Consider the following 15,188-nt stretch of genomic DNA (forward strand, 5'->3'; position numbering starts at 1 on the left):
TATGGCACGTTATTTCCGTCGTCGCAAGTTCTGCCGTTTCACCGCGGAAGGCGTTCAAGAGATCGACTATAAAGATATCGCAACGCTGAAAAACTACATCACCGAAAGCGGTAAGATTGTCCCAAGCCGTATCACCGGTACTCGTGCAAAATACCAGCGTCAGCTGGCTCGCGCTATCAAACGCGCTCGCTACCTGTCCCTGCTGCCGTACACTGATCGTCATCAGTAATCGGGCACGGTCCATTAATACGACTTTAAGAGGATAAGGTAATGCAAGTTATTCTGCTTGATAAAGTAGCAAACCTGGGCAGCCTGGGTGATCAGGTAAACGTTAAAGCGGGCTACGCTCGTAACTTCCTGGTTCCACAGGGTAAAGCTGTTCCAGCTACTAAGAAAAACGTAGAGTTTTTCGAAGCACGTCGTGCTGAACTGGAAGCCAAACTGGCTGACGTTCTGGCGGCTGCTAATGCTCGCGCTGAGTCAATCAACGCACTGGGCACCGTTACCATCGCTTCCAAAGCTGGCGACGAAGGTAAACTGTTCGGTTCCATCGGTACCCGCGATATCGCTGATGCAGTTTCTGCAGCAGGCGTTAAAGTGGCTAAGAGCGAAGTTCGTCTGCCGAACGGCGTTCTGCGTACCACTGGTGAGCACGAAGTTGACTTCCAGGTTCACAGCGAAGTATTCGCTAAACTGGTTGTTAACGTTGTAGCTGAGTAATTTTTTACTCTGCTCGCGTCGAAGCGCCGGCCTTGTGCCGGCGTTTTGCGTTTTAAGCTACCAGTAATCATCTTTTCTTCTTGTATGGTAGCTATTCCTGCCGCATTCTCAGATAATAAAATGAAACGCAATTTTATCTTTGAGATTTGCTATGGACACCCCCTTATCCGTACCGATTTTCGCCCGCAAAAATGTCGCTTATGCCTGTGCCACACTGTGCTGTTTGCTCTGGGGAAGTTCTTACCCGGCAATAAAAAGCGGATATGAACTCTTTAGTATCGCGACTGATGATATTCCGTCAAAAGTCGTTTTCGCCGGATACCGTTTTCTTTTCGCGGGGCTTCTCCTGTTGCTGTTTGCACTGGCGCAGCGCAAACCTATCGCCCGGCTGACAACAAAGCAGTTCGGCCAGCTCACCCTCCTCGGTCTGACACAGACCTCGATTCAGTACACCTTCTTCTATATAGGGCTGGCCTACACGACAGGCGTCAACGGCTCGATCATGAATGCCACTGGCACTTTCTTTAGCGTGTTGCTGGCGCACTTTATCTATCACAACGACAAACTCAGCTATAACAAGACGCTGGGCTGCATTTTGGGGTTTGCAGGGGTCATGCTGGTGAACTTCCACAGCGGGTTAAGTGAATTCCGCTTTGTCTGGAACGGCGATGGCTTCGTGGTTCTGGCGGCCTTTATTCTTTCTGCCGCCACGCTATACGGGAAACGGATCTCCCAGACGGTCGATCCTACGGTAATGACAGGCTGGCAGCTTGCTATCGGTGGACTGGTGTTGGTGGGTGGAGGATATGCAACAGGCGGAACGCTGGAAGTGCACAGTATGAAGGCCATCGCCGTGCTGGGGTATCTGACGCTGCTCTCATCCGTAGCCTTTGCGCTGTGGAGCGTGCTGCTGAAAGTAAACCGCGTCAGTATGATTGCGCCGTTTAACTTCGTTGTGCCGGTGGCAGGCACAGTCTTATCCGCCATTTTCCTCGGGGAAAATATTCTGGATATCAAATATGCGATTGCGCTGGTATTGGTCTGTTCGGGGATCAGGTGGGTGAATAAGCGGAGTGCCTGAGAACAGTGTGCCGGGTGGCTGCTACACCTTACCCGGCCTACAGAACTAGCGTGCGCGAATAAAACTGCCATCGGGCTGGCGCGTAAACAGCACCTGCTGACCATTCCCGGTATCAATCGTTAACCCGGTCACAACGCCGCTGGCATTCTGGCGGATCTGCACCAGTTGGCCATTCTGCAAGTTGCTGAGCGGTTTACCCGCCCCTTCAACCTGTGCCATGGCATAGACATCTGTTGGCGGCAGATTATGGTCGCGGAACAGCTGCGCGAGCGTTTTACCCGGCTCTACACGATACGAACGCCATTGCTGCTCGATACCTGTCGGCTGCTGAGTCTGGGCTTGCGGTTGCGCAGGAGTAGATGCCTGCTCCTGCGGTTGTTCGTCCTGGACTGGCTCTGGCTCAACGGGAGCGACCTGGCCCGGATCGTTAGAGGGGGTGACCAGCTGAGTCTGCATTGGCTGAGGGTCTGGCTGCGGCCGCGCCTGAGACTGGATATCCAGCTGCGCGTTGCGGGCGACTGGCGCGGTATCGCTGTTATCGCCACCAGAAGGAAGCAGGAAGCCCAGAATGACCAGCAGCGCCCCAATGATGATGCCTTTGCGATGCAAAGACGGCAGCGGGTCCATGAGGCGAAAATTGTCTGGTGCTTGCCAGATTTTCGCCAGGGTAGGTTTCAGTTCAAATCGCCCGGGCATGGCTTTCCTCCTGCTCCGCGTCTTTTTTATCCTGTCCTGAGAAGTGTAGTTTGCTAACTGCCTGAAGGGCGTAACAAAGTCGGCTTCCGTGACACATATTTAGGAAATATCCTGACGGGCTCTATTGTTTCTGTTTCCCCGCGATTTGTCATCCTAACTTAAGACAAAGTTTTACCCGATGGGGTGTGACTGTTATGCTGCCCGCTACTTTAAATGTGATGGAAGGAAAACCCATGACCACCCCGACTTTTGACACTATCGAAGCGCAGGCAAGCTACGGTATCGGCTTGCAGGTAGGCCAGCAGCTGAGCGAATCCGGCCTGGAAGGACTGTTACCGGAAGCGCTGGTGGCGGGTATCGCTGACGCGCTGGAAGGCAAACACCCTGCTGTTCCTGTAGATGTTGTGCACCGTGCGCTGCGCGAAATCCACGAACGTGCTGACGCCGTACGTCGCTCACGTTTCGAAGAGATGGCGGCAGAAGGCGTTAAATTCCTGGAAGAGAACCGCGAGCGTGAAGGCGTGAACAGCACTGAATCTGGCCTCCAGTTCCGCGTAATCAACCAGGGCGATGGCGCAATCCCGGCTCGTACTGATCACGTTCGCGTGCATTACACCGGTAAGCTTATCGACGGGACTGTGTTCGACAGCTCTGTTGCGCGCGGCGAACCGGCTGAGTTCCCGGTGAACGGCGTCATTGCTGGCTGGATCGAAGCACTGACCCTGATGCCAGTGGGTTCCAAATGGGAGCTGACTATCCCGCAAAACCTGGCCTACGGCGAGCGTGGCGCTGGCGCGTCTATCCCACCGTTCAGCACCCTGGTGTTTGAAGTCGAGCTGCTGGAAATCCTGTAATCGGCTTTTCTTATTTCCTCTCTCCACCCGGGGAGAGGAAAATAGTGATAAAACCTATAGTTACGACGGAATCAACATTTTATCTTGCAAACGAAACTGTTGCGTGTATTTTTGTGAGCTGTTTCGCGCTGTATGAGTGATATGACACTCACTTTCAACATATTGTTAACATAATATCCAATTCATAGTATTCATCCCGCCGATTCTTACCTAATATCGATTAGCCCTTACACGGGGAACGTCATTTTTTGACGTATTTAAAGGCCAGAAGAGCCTTAACAACACAGACAGGCATAAACAGGAAAATATCACATGGTAGATCAGGTCAAAGTCGTCGCTGAAGAAGAAGCGCCGTCTGAACAGTCGCTACGGCGCAATCTCACAAACCGTCATATTCAGCTTATTGCCATCGGGGGTGCCATCGGTACCGGGCTGTTTATGGGGTCGGGCAAAACCATCAGTCTTGCCGGTCCGTCGATCATCTTTGTCTATATGATCATCGGTTTTATGCTCTTCTTCGTGATGCGTGCAATGGGTGAATTGCTGCTCTCGAATCTTGAATACAAATCCTTCAGCGACTTCGCATCCGACCTTTTAGGGCCGTGGGCAGGTTATTTTACGGGCTGGACTTACTGGTTCTGCTGGGTAGTCACAGGGATGGCCGACGTGGTTGCCATTACCGCATACGCCCAGTTCTGGTTCCCCGGCCTTTCTGACTGGGTGGCATCGCTGGCGGTGATTGTTCTGCTGCTGAGCCTCAACCTGGCCACCGTGAAAATGTTCGGTGAAATGGAGTTCTGGTTTGCGATGATCAAAATCGTCGCCATCGTGGGGCTGATTGTGGTGGGGCTGGTCATGGTTCTCACGCACTTCCAGTCACCTACGGGTGTTCAGGCTTCCTTTACCCATCTGTGGAATGACGGCGGCTGGTTCCCTAAAGGGCTGAGCGGCTTCTTTGCCGGCTTCCAGATTGCGGTGTTTGCGTTTGTGGGTATTGAGCTGGTGGGCACCACCGCTGCGGAAACCAAAGATCCGGAGAAATCCCTGCCACGCGCCATTAACTCCATCCCTGTGCGTATCATTATGTTCTACGTGTTTGCGCTGATCATCATCATGTCGGTCACGCCGTGGAGCTCTGTTGTGCCAACCAAGAGCCCGTTCGTCGAGCTGTTTGTGCTGGTGGGGCTGCCGGCGGCGGCAAGCCTGATTAACTTCGTGGTGCTCACCTCTGCGGCCTCTTCGGCAAATAGCGGCGTGTTCTCTACCAGCCGGATGCTGTTTGGCCTGGCGCAGGAAGGCGTAGCGCCGAGCGCGTTCGCGAAATTGTCTAAGCGTGCGGTACCGGCGAAAGGGTTGACCTTCTCCTGTATGTGTCTGCTGGGCGGCGTGGTGATGCTCTACGTTAACCCAAGCGTGATTGGCGCGTTCACCATGATCACCACGGTGTCTGCGATCCTGTTCATGTTTGTCTGGACCATCATCCTGTGCTCATACCTGGTGTACCGCAAACAGCGTCCGCACCTGCATGAAAAATCGATCTACAAGATGCCGCTGGGCAAGCTGATGTGCTGGGTGTGCATGGCGTTCTTCGCGTTCGTTATCGTGCTGCTGACGCTGGAGGATGATACCCGTCAGGCGTTGCTTGTTACGCCGCTGTGGTTCATTGCGCTGGGTCTGGGCTGGCTGTTTATCGGTAAGAAACGTATGGCGGGCGTGCGTTAAGCATGTTGCCGGGTGGCGCTGACGCTTACCCGGCCTACGTTCGAGGATGTTGTAGGCCCGGTAAGCGCTAGCGCCACCGGGCTTTTTTATTCACCCGCTAATGCACGCGGGAACAGAACGTTATTTTCAAGGCTGATGTGTTCCATCAGATCGTCGATCATCTCGTTAATGCCGTTGTACATCGCTTTCCAGGTGGTACAGGCTTCTGGCGGCGGAGTGACGTTGTTGGTGGTGTGTTTGATCACTTCCAGCAGTTCGCCCGCATCGTCGTGCTCGCTTTCCATCACGCTGATTGGCCCCATCGCCTGGCTGCCCATTCCCTGTTTGATCATCGGGAAGAGGATCTGCTCTTCTTTCATCATGTGGCTGGAAAGTTCTTCATGCAGCATGGTCAGGTATTTCGCCAGACCACGTGGAACCGAAGGTTTGTCAGCATGAACACGTTCAACTTTGGTCGCCTGTAAAATCAGTTCAGGCAGTTGTTCACGGTGACGGTCGTGGTAACGCACGATGATGTGGTCGATGATTTCTGCAAGCTCAACCTTGCGCCAGTCTTTCCCGACAGGCTGCTCGGCCAGTTTTGCCAGCTCCGCTTCAATAACCTCTACATCCAGCTCTTTGCGCGAAGCCGCGCGCGCCAGTGTTTGCTTACCGCCGCAGCAGTAATCCATGTCGTATTTACGAAACAGCGCAGAAGCGCGAGGGATGGAGAGCGCCAGCTCGCCGAGTGGTTGGTCGCGGAAGGCCATAGCAGTTACCTCATCATCAATAATATAAGATGCATTTTAAATGCATCTTTAAGGCGATGCTATAACCCTTTAGTGGCACGCACGAAAACGTGAGGGGAATCACAAAAATTTCTTATGTTTTAAGCTTCTGAATGAATTCAAAAAATTCCAGGTAAGGGGGTTTTGAAACTGAAGAAACATTAAACAACACGGCCTGCCTGCCGATAGTTACACGTCAGACAATATCCTGCATATAAAAAGGCGACGAATGTTTAAACGTATAAAAGTGATTACCCTCCTGGTCTCGGTGCTGCTTGTGCTCGGCATCATGCAACTGATCTCCGCCGGCATTTTTATTAATGCGCTAAATAACGACAAAGATAACTTCACCGTTTCTCAGGTGGCGAGCCAAAACGTCGCGGAGTTCACCGATGCGTGGATCAGCCTCAACCAGGCGCGTGTCACCCTGAACCGTGGGATGTTGCGCCTGCAAAGCAGCGTGGCGACCCAGATTAACGGCGGTCAGCTGAATGAACTGGTAGAGACGGCAAAAAATCTGCTGGCTGATGCACAGGCGCATTTCGATAAATACTACGCGCTGCCAAATACGCCGGGGCTGGGTGAAGAATTACCTAAGCAGCTGGAAGAGCAGTACCGTATTTACTCCGCCACGCTGACGCAAATGAACGTACTGCTGGCGCAGGGCAATCTGGAAGACATGTTCAAACAGAATGCCGAGCAGAAGCAGAACGCCATGCAGAAAGTCTATCACGAGTGGCGTACTGCCCAGGCGAAGCTTGCCAACAAAGGGATCAAGGATAATGAAAGTGACTACAAGCGCATCCTGTGGGCGCTCTCTGTCATTATGCTGATCGTCGTGGGTGTGATTATCGCCAGCTGGATTGCAATGCGTCGAGTGCTGCTGCTGCCGTTGCAGGATGTCATCGGCCATATCCGTGCCATTGCTGCTGGTGATTTGACTCAGCCCGTCGACGCCAGCGGTAAAAATGAGATGGCGCTGCTGGCCCACAACGTCCAGGAGATGCAAAAAGCGCTGGCAAATACGGTCGGTGTGGTGCGTCAGGGTGCAGATACCATCTACACCGGTGCCGGCGAAATTTCAGCGGGCAGCAATGACCTTTCTTCCCGTACTGAACAGCAGGCCGCTTCTCTGGAAGAAACCGCAGCCAGCATGGAACAGCTGACGGCAACTGTTAAGCAAAACGCCGACAATGCACGTCAGGCTTCCCGCCTGGCACTGGATGCCTCTTCAACTGCGAAGAAAGGTGGCAACGTGGTGGAAGGCGTGGTGCGTACCATGGACGAAATCGCTACCAGCTCCAGCAAAATTGCCCAGATCACAAACGTTATCGACGGTATCGCTTTCCAGACCAATATCCTGGCGCTGAACGCAGCGGTTGAAGCGGCGCGTGCAGGTGAGCAGGGCCGTGGCTTTGCAGTGGTGGCGGGTGAAGTTCGTACCCTGGCACAACGCAGTGCCCAGGCTGCGAAAGAGATCAAAGCGCTGATCGATGATTCCGGCGAACGCGTTAGCGCGGGCTCTCAGCTGGTGAACGAAGCGGGTGCCACGATGGCGGAAATCGTCAATGCCGTGACCCGTGTGACGGACATTATGGGTGAGATCGCCTCTGCGTCTGACGAGCAGAGTCGAGGTATCGACCAGGTCGGTCAGGCTGTTGCGGAGATGGATCGCGTGACTCAGCAAAACGCCTCGCTGGTGGAAGAGTCTGCCGCAGCTGCGGCTGCGCTGGAAGATCAGGCTGCACGTCTTAACGAAGCGGTCGCGGTATTTAAAATTGCGCGCGGCCAGGCAGTGAAAGCGGCTCCGGTAAAAACCTATGTGCCAAAAGCGCAGCCCGTAGCGGCGGCGACTGAAGCCAACTGGGAAACGTTTTAACATCATGCTGGGTGGCGCTGACGCTTGCAGGGCCTACTGTTTTGTAGGCCCTGCAAGCGCAGCGCCGCTGGGCAATGCTCACATCTCAGACGCCGGAATCACCATCGGTTTTTCCGGCTTTGCCCTCACCGCAATTACCACGCCAACCACCAGCAGAACTATTCCGCAGGCTGTCAGCAGCGGCGGCACGCTCTGGCGCATCAGGAAGGTGTAAAGCAGCCCGGCAAGGGTTTCAAAGACAATCAGTGGCCCCAGGATCACCGTGGGTAACTTCTGGCTGGCGATGTTCCAGCAAAGCGCACCCACCCAGGAGCAGAGCACCGCGATAGCCACCATTAAGCCGACAAACACCCACGGGCGCGGCCCGAAGGGCAGGGCGAATTCAGGTTGTTGCACGCCTAACCACGCGCAGGCTCCCACATAGCCCACCAGCGAGACGGGCAGCGTAACCAGCGCCTGCGCCGTGGCCCACATCATCGGATGTTTGTCCGGGTTTTCCCGCAGCCAGCGGGCATTACGCAAGGCATACCACGCCCAGCACACCACGGAAACCAGCGCCAGTAAGATGCCAGAGCCATAACGCCACCAGCTGAAATCAGCCAGCCCGTGACTGAGCTCGGCAACGTTCACGCACACTAACCCGGCAGCAATACAGGCCAGTGCAGGCACCATTTTTGACCACGGCAGCTTGCCATCACGATGACTGTAAAGCAGGTTGGCAAACACCGGGATCACTACCGGCAGCGTGCCGATAATCATGGTGGAAACCGGCGCGCCCGTGCGCTGAATGGCACTGGCGAGGCACACGTAATAGATGAGGTTCCCCATCATGGTTAATGCCAGCGCGGTTCCCCAGTCCTGGCGGCTAAGCTGGCGTAACCGCCCGCGACCAAACCAGGCCAGAGGAAGGGCAATCAGCCCAAGCGCCAGATAGCGCCCGGTGGACTGCAAAATCGCCGGGTATTCCGGCACGATAACTGGGCCGACAAATATCAGCCCCCACATTAAACCTGCAAGCAGGGCATACAACACGCCGCTAATCATTTTTCCATCCACATTCATTCACTCTGCCATCAGTGTAGAAAGGGATAAAACCGCCGTATTGTATGAGATTGCGCATTAGCGCTTAACGACCTGCTTCTGGTAGCGTACCGGTGTAATGCCGTAGCGACGGGTGAATGCACGGGTTAAATGGGACTGATCGGTAAGGCCGGTTGCAGCGGCGACTTCGGCGGCGGGCATCCCGTGAGTCAGAAACGCTTTGGCGCGCCAGAGGCGGATCGCCATCAGCATCTGATGCGGAGTGACATGGAAATGGGCTTTGAACTGGCGCTGAAAATGGTACGGGCTTAGCGACACCACGTTCGCCAGCTCATCTAATGTGAGTGGGTGCATATAGTTGTCGTGCAGATATTCACGCACGCGCTCGAAGCGGTGTGCGCCTTCCTGAATCACGGGCGCGTGGCGGGCGAGCGGCTGGAATGTCTCAATCAGCTCCAGCAACATCCCTTTTTGCGCCAGCGGATCGTCCGTGTGCCACAGGCCGTATATCAGCTGGCCGATGTGCTGTGAGCGAAGGGGATCGTGGCGTGTCACATCGCTAAACCACCAGTGGCGAATGCCGGTCACCTCTTCGAGGAGCTGGGGTTCAAGATAGACCATCCGATAGCGCCAGCCATCGTCAGTGGCAGACTCGCCGGTGTGGATCTCGTCCGGGTTCATGGTGACGACAGATTGCGCAGGGGCAAGATACTGAGTCCCGCGATAGCGAAAGCGCTCGGCACCGGTTTCTATGGTGCCGATACCAAAGGCTTCGTGGGTATGAGGCTCAAAGGCGTAGTCTGAAATATGTGCATGATACAGTTCGATGCCCGGCACCTGCGCCAGATGGCGAAAGCGCGCGCTGTCTCTCTCATCAGTAAACTGTTCTGGTACGCCTTGCACGGTGAACCTCCTCACGGGTCATCTCTTCATTATCAGAGATGACCCGAGGGGATGCCACAAAAAATAACCAGTTTGTAACAATTACAGGATGGCTTTGACGCTCTCAGCCAGTGGCGTCGTTGGGCGGCCAATCAGCTTGCTCAGGGTATGGCTGTCGTCGAACAGGCCACCTTTAGACGCGCCGGTGTCGGAATCGGCAAGCATATCTGCCAGCCCGGCAGGCAAGCCAACGCCTTTCAGCGCGGCGGCAAAATCAGCTTCGCTCAGGTTCTGATACGCCACGTTTTTACCGCTCTGTTTGCTCAGCTCAGCGGCCAGTTCGCTCAGTGTCCAGGCGTTGTCGCCCGCCAGTTCATACACCTTACCCGCGTGGCCATCCTGGGAGATAACCGTTGCGGCGGCGGCGGCATAGTCTGCGCGGGTCGCAGAGGCAATTTTGCCCTCACCGGCGGCACCAATGAATACGCCGTGCTCCAGCGCAGGCGGCGCGCTTGCCAGATAGTTTTCGGTGTACCAGCCGTTGCGCAGCAGGGCGTAAGGCACGCCAGATTCTGCCAGCGCTTTCTCGGTGGCCACGTGCTCAACGTGCAGCCCCAGCGGGGATTTATCGGCGTGCAGCAGGCTGGTGTAAGCGATGAATTTCACACCCGCAGCTTTAGCGGCGTTAATGACATTCTGATGCTGCGTGGCACGCTGGCCCACTTCGCTGGACGAGATCAACAGGAGTTTATCCACGCCGTTCAGCGCCGCAGTAAACGCTGCCTGGTCGGTATAATCCGCCTGACGCACAACAATGCCTTGCTGGCTCAGTCCCCCGGCTTTTGCCGGATTACGCACAATGGCCACAATCTGACTGGCCGGAACAGTTTTCAGCAGGTGTTCAATAACGAGTTGGCCAAGCTGGCCGGTAGCACCGGTAATTGCGATCATGAGGGAACTCCTTCGTGTTTGTCTTGTGTTGTGGCACACTATCACCAACACTAACTTTTAGTAAGTACGCACAAAAAGGTAAGTATGAAAACGACTCCAACGCTCAGTGAACAGTTACGGGACGGAAACCTGTTTGCCGAACAGTGCCCATCGCGTGAAGTGTTAAAGCATGTCACCAGCCGCTGGGGCGTGCTGATCCTGGTGGCGCTGCGTGATGGCACGCATCGCTTTAGCGACCTGCGCCGCAAAATGGGCGGCGTGAGCGAGAAGATGCTGGCCCAGTCGCTTCAGGCGCTGGAGCAGGACGGGTTTATCGATCGCGTTTCGTATCCGGTCGTGCCGCCGCACGTAGAGTATAGCCTGACGCCGTTAGGGAAAGAGGTCAGCGAGAAAGTGGCTGCACTTGCAGACTGGATTGAAGTAAATACGCCTCTGGTGCTGGCGAACCGGGACGATCGCGCGGCGTAAAATGCGACAATTTGTTGCGTGTTGCAATCAAAAGGCGCAAACTTATTACGTCAACTGTGTGACGTTCAGGATAGATGATTATGGCTATTAGCATTCGTTTGGATGAAGACTTCGTTTCGGACGTGAAAATTCATGCCGAAGCGGCCAGCCGGAGCGTGCCTAAACAAATCGAGCACTGGGCCAGGATTGGCAGGATCGCTGAAGAGAATCCGGATTTACCGTACAGTTTCATTCTGGAGACACTTCTTGCGCGTAGCGAAGTCGATAATGGAAAGGTAACGCGTTATGTGCGAAGGACGAAACGAACCGATTGAGGTTATTCAGACGCGTCGTTTTGAAAAAGCGTTGGATAAATTAAGTGATGCCGTGCTTAAGCTCGTGGAAGACGAAATTGACAAGATTATCGTTGACCCACATCTCGGAGATCTAAAAAAGGGAGATTTGAACTATCTGCGGGTGCATAAATTCCATATACAGAAACAACTTATGCTGCTCGGTTATTCATGGCTGGAACAGAAACTGGAACTGTACCTGTTGAGTGTCTCCTCCCATGAAAATTTCTATAAAGAAATGAAGCGCGCCCGAAGCGCTGACCTCCATTTCATTGTTTCTCCGGAATGATGACTTCCTGGGCCGGGTAAGCGAAGCCCACCCGGCACACACTGCGCTATTTGCTCAAATCCACCTGATAGATTGCAAACCCGATATCGTCTGTCCCGACCTGAGTCATCGGGTACTGCGCCTTATCCTTGATGAACGTTGCTGCCTTATCGGATGGTGACGTTTCAATGCGGATATCCAGCTTCGTGTCGCTGTGGATCGGCGCCAGACGCCAGTTGTTATCCACCGCCGGATGAATTTCACCCGCCTTCTTCGACTCTGCGCTGATCCAGGCCGCCAGTACGGAGCGGTTCTCGTCTGGTGAGGCAAAGGCGATATGGCTGTCACCCGTTCCGGCAAACTTTCCGCCGTAGGCGCGGTAGTTATTGGTGACCACCAGGAAGGTAGCATCCGGGTCAAGCGGCTTACCGTTGAAGGTCAGGTGTTTGATTCGTTCTGCCTGCGGATTGATTGTCTGGCACTCGCCGTCATATTTTGCGGGTTGGGTGACATCAATCTGATAATCCACACCGTCGATCACGTCGAAGTTATAGGTGCGGAACCCGTCCCAGTTAATCAGCGACTGCGGTTTACTGCTGTTCGGATCGATCTGATTAAACTGCCCGGCAGAGCACTCAAGCCAGTCTTTCACCTCTTTACCCGTTGCTTTTACGACCACCAGCGTGTTCGGGTAGAGATAGAGATCGGCGGCATTTCGGAAAGTGAGCTGGCCCTTTTCAACTTCAACATAGCTTGCCGGGTCATTCTTACGCCCGCCCACTTTGAACGGTGCAGCGGCAGAAAGCACCGGCAGTTTTGCCAGGTCCGGGTCGCCCTGAATAAAGTGTTCCGCGTAGGCTTTCTGCGCCATGTTGACGACCTGTACCGTCGGGTCATCCTGTACAAGTGCCAGGAAGCTGTACATGTTGTCGGCGGATTTACCGATCGGTTTGCTGACGAATTCGCGCGTGGCGTCATGGTCGTGCTTCAGCACGTCGACCAGCTTTTTATCTTCTGCGGCCAGTGATTTTTTGGCGGCGGCATCATAAATCGGGCGCGCTTCGGCTTTCGACTGGGTAACTTTCCAGCTGCCGCTGTCGTTATTCAGCACCAGATCAACCACCCCAAGATGATCGCCCCACATGCCCGGCATCACCGACGGCACGCCGTTCAGCGTCCCTTTTTCAACATCCGCACCTTTGATGCTGGCGAAATCTTTGCCCGGGAAGACGGCATGAGCGTGACCAAACAGAATGGCATCTACCCCCGGCACTTCACTCAGGTAGTAAACCGAGTTTTCCGCCATCACCTGATACGGGTCGGCTGAAAGCCCCGAATGGGCGACCACCACCACCAGGTCTGCTCCTTTCTCGCGCATCTCCGGCACATATTTGCGCGCGGTTTCGGTGATGTCGTTAACGGTCACTTTGCCGCTGAGGTTGGCTTTATCCCACGTCATAATCTGTGGCGGTACAAATCCGATATAACCGATTTTCAGCGACTGCTTTTTACCGTCTTTATCGACGACTTCAGTTTCTTTAATCAGGTAAGGGGTAAATAAGGGCTTTTGGGTCTTAACGTCGATGATATTGGCGTTAACGTACGGGAACTTCGCGCCAGCCAGCGCATCGTGAAGGTATTTCAGACCGTAGTTAAACTCGTGGTTACCCAGGTTGCCAACGGTATAATCCAGGGTGTTCAACGCCTTATACACCGGATGGATCTCGCCTTTTTTCAGCCCCTTAGCGGCCATATAGTCGCCAAGCGGGCTGCCCTGAATTAAATCACCGTTATCTACCAGTACGCTGTTTTTCACTTCAGCACGCGCGGAATTGATCAAACTTGCCGTGCGTACCAGTCCGAATTTTTCCGTTGGCGTATCTTTGTAGTAATCGAAGTCCATCATGTTGCTGTGCAGATCGGTGGTTTCCAGAATGCGGAGATCCACCGTCGCCGCCTGTACACTTGCCGCGATCAGCGTTGCCAGGAGCGTTGCGCTAAACTTAATCATCAGAGGAGTCCTTTTTTCGATCCAAGCCACAAAAGAATATGTATGTATATTTTGTTGCTTACAGAATTGTGAATCCTGCCAGAAAAAAGCGTTTTGAAATCAGTATTGCCTCACAGATAGCGGAATTGTTCACATTACGATATAAATAAAACAACGAGTTATGCCCACTGCGTTAACGAAGAGGTGGAGAATGTTAGATAAGATTTGTCAGCTCGCACGGGATGCGGGTGATGCCATTATGCAAGTATATGACGGTGCCAAACCGATGGACGTTGTGAGTAAAGCGGATGATTCCCCGGTCACCGCGGCAGATATCGCGGCGCACGGCGTGATCCTGAAAGGGTTACAGGCGCTGACGCCTGATATTCCCGTACTCTCTGAAGAGGCGCCGCAAGGCTGGGACGAGCGCCAGCACTGGCAGCGCTACTGGCTGGTAGACCCGCTGGATGGCACCAAAGAGTTCATTAAGCGTAACGGTGAGTTCACCGTCAATATCGCGTTGATTGAAAAAGGGAAAGCGATACTTGGCGTAGTGTACGCGCCGGTCATGAAGGTGATGTACAGTGCAGCCGAAGGCAAAGCCTGGAAAGAAGAGTGCGGCGTGCGTAAGCAGATCCAGGTGCGCGATGCGCGTCCGCCGCTGGTGGTGATCAGCCGTTCGCACAGTGACAATGAGCTGAAAGAGTACCTGCAACAGCTGGGTGAGCACCAGACAACGTCGATTGGCTCATCGCTGAAATTCTGCCTGGTGGCAGAGGGTCATGCCCAGCTTTATCCTCGTTTCGGGCCAACCAACGTCTGGGATACAGCCGCAGGCCATGCCGTGGCCGCCGCAGCCGGTGCGCATGTTCATGACTGGCAGGGCAAGCCGCTTGACTACACCCCGCGCGAGTCGTTTTTAAACCCAGGCTTCAGGGTATCTATTTACTGAGCCAATAGCTTGTGCAGCAGGGCAACAACCTGCTGCACCTCTTCCTGCGTCAGTGCGCCATCTTTGGCCCACTGCACGCGGCCGTCTTTATCCAGTACCACAATCGCAGAACTCTCTTCTTCCAGCTGCCAGGCCTTACGCGTCACACCATTACTGTCGACAATAAACTGCGACCACGGGTAGAGCTTTTTATTGCTCTCCAGGCTTGAGCGCACGAACATCCCGGAGCCCGGGATGGCATCGTCGGTGTTAACAATGGTGGTGGTCTGGTAGCGGTCATGAGGGAATTTTGCGGCCTTGATCGCTTCTACCAGGGTTGCGTTTTTTTCTTTTGCAGATGTACGACCGGCAATATGTTGTACAACTCTCACTTTGCCCGCGAGCTGCGCGCTATTCCAGGGTTTGTAGCTAAACTTATCATTGTCGAGAATCAATTCTCCCCGGTCAGCAATACCGACTGGCGGCACACGTTGTCCGTTTTCAAAGTTGTGTGCGCAGGCCCACAGCGGCAGAAGCAGAAATGCGGCTGCCAGGATGTTACGAAGGGTCATGGTGTTTCCTTATTTTTTAGCAGGTGATCCGACC

The 15,188-nt window shown here is 54.2% G+C and carries 17 protein-coding genes; 10 read left to right on the plus strand and 7 right to left on the minus strand.

The features are described 5' to 3' along the window. Position 1: 1 nt before the first annotated feature. The 3 genes from rpsR (at position 2) to N1249_RS02070 (ending at position 1,801) form a co-directional block, all read left to right on the plus strand. Positions 2-229 carry a 30S ribosomal protein S18 gene (gene rpsR / locus N1249_RS02060; protein WP_000135199.1) on the plus strand — a complete coding sequence of 76 codons (228 nt, stop codon included), beginning with the start codon at positions 2-4 and terminating at the stop codon, positions 227-229. A 41-nt stretch (positions 230-270) separates the two neighbouring features. Beyond that, positions 271-720 carry a 50S ribosomal protein L9 gene (rplI, locus tag N1249_RS02065; RefSeq protein ID WP_047346138.1) on the plus strand — a complete coding sequence of 150 codons (450 nt, stop codon included), beginning with the start codon at positions 271-273 and terminating at the stop codon, positions 718-720. Between the two features lie 151 nt (positions 721-871). After that, positions 872-1,801: a DMT family transporter gene (locus N1249_RS02070; protein ID WP_259834121.1), complete on the plus strand. Its 930-nt coding sequence runs from the start codon at positions 872-874 to the stop codon at positions 1,799-1,801. A gap of 45 nt (positions 1,802-1,846) precedes the next feature. Here the strand turns inward: N1249_RS02070 and N1249_RS02075 are convergent, their stop codons facing one another. Further along, positions 1,847-2,497 (minus strand): OapA family protein, encoded by a 651-nt coding sequence (locus N1249_RS02075; protein ID WP_259834123.1) that lies wholly within the window; start codon positions 2,495-2,497, stop codon positions 1,847-1,849. 233 nt (positions 2,498-2,730) lie between these two features. Here N1249_RS02075 and fklB point away from each other — a divergent pair, with 233 nt between their 5' ends. Both fklB and cycA read left to right on the plus strand, forming a co-directional pair. Further along, the gene (gene fklB, locus N1249_RS02080; protein ID WP_168714509.1) at positions 2,731-3,351 is read left to right on the plus strand and encodes an FKBP-type peptidyl-prolyl cis-trans isomerase; all 621 of its coding nucleotides are present in this window, start codon (positions 2,731-2,733) and stop codon (positions 3,349-3,351) included. 312 nt (positions 3,352-3,663) lie between these two features. After that, a complete protein-coding gene (gene cycA / locus N1249_RS02085) occupies positions 3,664-5,073 on the plus strand; it encodes a D-serine/D-alanine/glycine transporter (RefSeq protein WP_259834126.1) in 1,410 nt (469 codons plus the stop codon). Between the two features lie 86 nt (positions 5,074-5,159). Here the strand turns inward: cycA and ytfE are convergent, their stop codons facing one another. Then, on the minus strand, positions 5,160-5,822 hold the full coding sequence (gene ytfE, locus N1249_RS02090; protein WP_259834129.1) for an iron-sulfur cluster repair protein YtfE: 663 nt from the start codon (positions 5,820-5,822) through the stop codon (positions 5,160-5,162). Between the two features lie 247 nt (positions 5,823-6,069). On the opposite strand from ytfE, the gene N1249_RS02095 reads away from it, so the two are divergent. Continuing rightward, entirely contained in the window at positions 6,070-7,719 is a 1,650-nt protein-coding gene (locus N1249_RS02095; RefSeq protein WP_259834131.1) for a methyl-accepting chemotaxis protein, read from the plus strand. Between the two features lie 78 nt (positions 7,720-7,797). On the opposite strand, the gene N1249_RS02100 is transcribed toward N1249_RS02095, so the two are convergent. From N1249_RS02100 to N1249_RS02110, 3 genes are all read right to left on the minus strand, one after another. Next, positions 7,798-8,763 carry a DMT family transporter gene (locus N1249_RS02100; RefSeq protein ID WP_259837959.1) on the minus strand — a complete coding sequence of 322 codons (966 nt, stop codon included), beginning with the start codon at positions 8,761-8,763 and terminating at the stop codon, positions 7,798-7,800. 75 nt (positions 8,764-8,838) lie between these two features. Further along, positions 8,839-9,663 carry an AraC family transcriptional regulator gene (locus N1249_RS02105; RefSeq protein WP_259834139.1) on the minus strand — a complete coding sequence of 275 codons (825 nt, stop codon included), beginning with the start codon at positions 9,661-9,663 and terminating at the stop codon, positions 8,839-8,841. A gap of 81 nt (positions 9,664-9,744) precedes the next feature. Continuing rightward, positions 9,745-10,593 carry an SDR family oxidoreductase gene (locus N1249_RS02110; protein WP_259834141.1) on the minus strand — a complete coding sequence of 283 codons (849 nt, stop codon included), beginning with the start codon at positions 10,591-10,593 and terminating at the stop codon, positions 9,745-9,747. Between the two features lie 84 nt (positions 10,594-10,677). Between N1249_RS02110 and N1249_RS02115 the strand changes: the two genes are divergently transcribed. The 3 genes from N1249_RS02115 to N1249_RS02125 all read left to right on the plus strand — a co-directional run bounded on the left by N1249_RS02115 (position 10,678) and on the right by N1249_RS02125 (position 11,682). Beyond that, entirely contained in the window at positions 10,678-11,061 is a 384-nt protein-coding gene (locus tag N1249_RS02115; RefSeq protein WP_259834142.1) for a helix-turn-helix domain-containing protein, read from the plus strand. Between the two features lie 80 nt (positions 11,062-11,141). Then, on the plus strand, positions 11,142-11,375 hold the full coding sequence (locus N1249_RS02120; RefSeq protein WP_259834143.1) for a ParD-like family protein: 234 nt from the start codon (positions 11,142-11,144) through the stop codon (positions 11,373-11,375). Further along, positions 11,347-11,682, plus strand: coding sequence for a type II toxin-antitoxin system RelE/ParE family toxin (locus N1249_RS02125; protein ID WP_259834145.1), 336 nt, complete (start codon positions 11,347-11,349; stop codon positions 11,680-11,682). The genes N1249_RS02120 and N1249_RS02125 overlap by 29 nt, the downstream gene beginning before the upstream one ends. Before the next feature lie 46 nt (positions 11,683-11,728). On the opposite strand, the gene N1249_RS02130 is transcribed toward N1249_RS02125, so the two are convergent. Then, complete coding sequence (locus tag N1249_RS02130; protein ID WP_259834148.1) at positions 11,729-13,672, minus strand: bifunctional 2',3'-cyclic-nucleotide 2'-phosphodiesterase/3'-nucleotidase; 1,944 nt, start codon at positions 13,670-13,672, stop codon at positions 11,729-11,731. Positions 13,673-13,862: 190 nt separating this feature from the next. Between N1249_RS02130 and cysQ the strand changes: the two genes are divergently transcribed. Beyond that, the gene (gene cysQ / locus N1249_RS02135) at positions 13,863-14,603 is read left to right on the plus strand and encodes a 3'(2'),5'-bisphosphate nucleotidase CysQ (RefSeq protein ID WP_166718341.1); all 741 of its coding nucleotides are present in this window, start codon (positions 13,863-13,865) and stop codon (positions 14,601-14,603) included. On the opposite strand, the gene N1249_RS02140 is transcribed toward cysQ, so the two are convergent. After that, positions 14,597-15,154, minus strand: a complete 558-nt coding sequence (locus N1249_RS02140; protein WP_259834151.1) for a YtfJ family protein — start codon at positions 15,152-15,154, stop codon at positions 14,597-14,599. The genes cysQ and N1249_RS02140 overlap by 7 nt on opposite strands. Positions 15,155-15,188 lie beyond the last annotated feature (34 nt).

It is taken from the genome of Enterobacter sp. CP102, assembly GCF_025152625.1.
GTDB classification, from domain to species: Bacteria; Pseudomonadota; Gammaproteobacteria; order Enterobacterales; family Enterobacteriaceae; genus Enterobacter; species Enterobacter soli.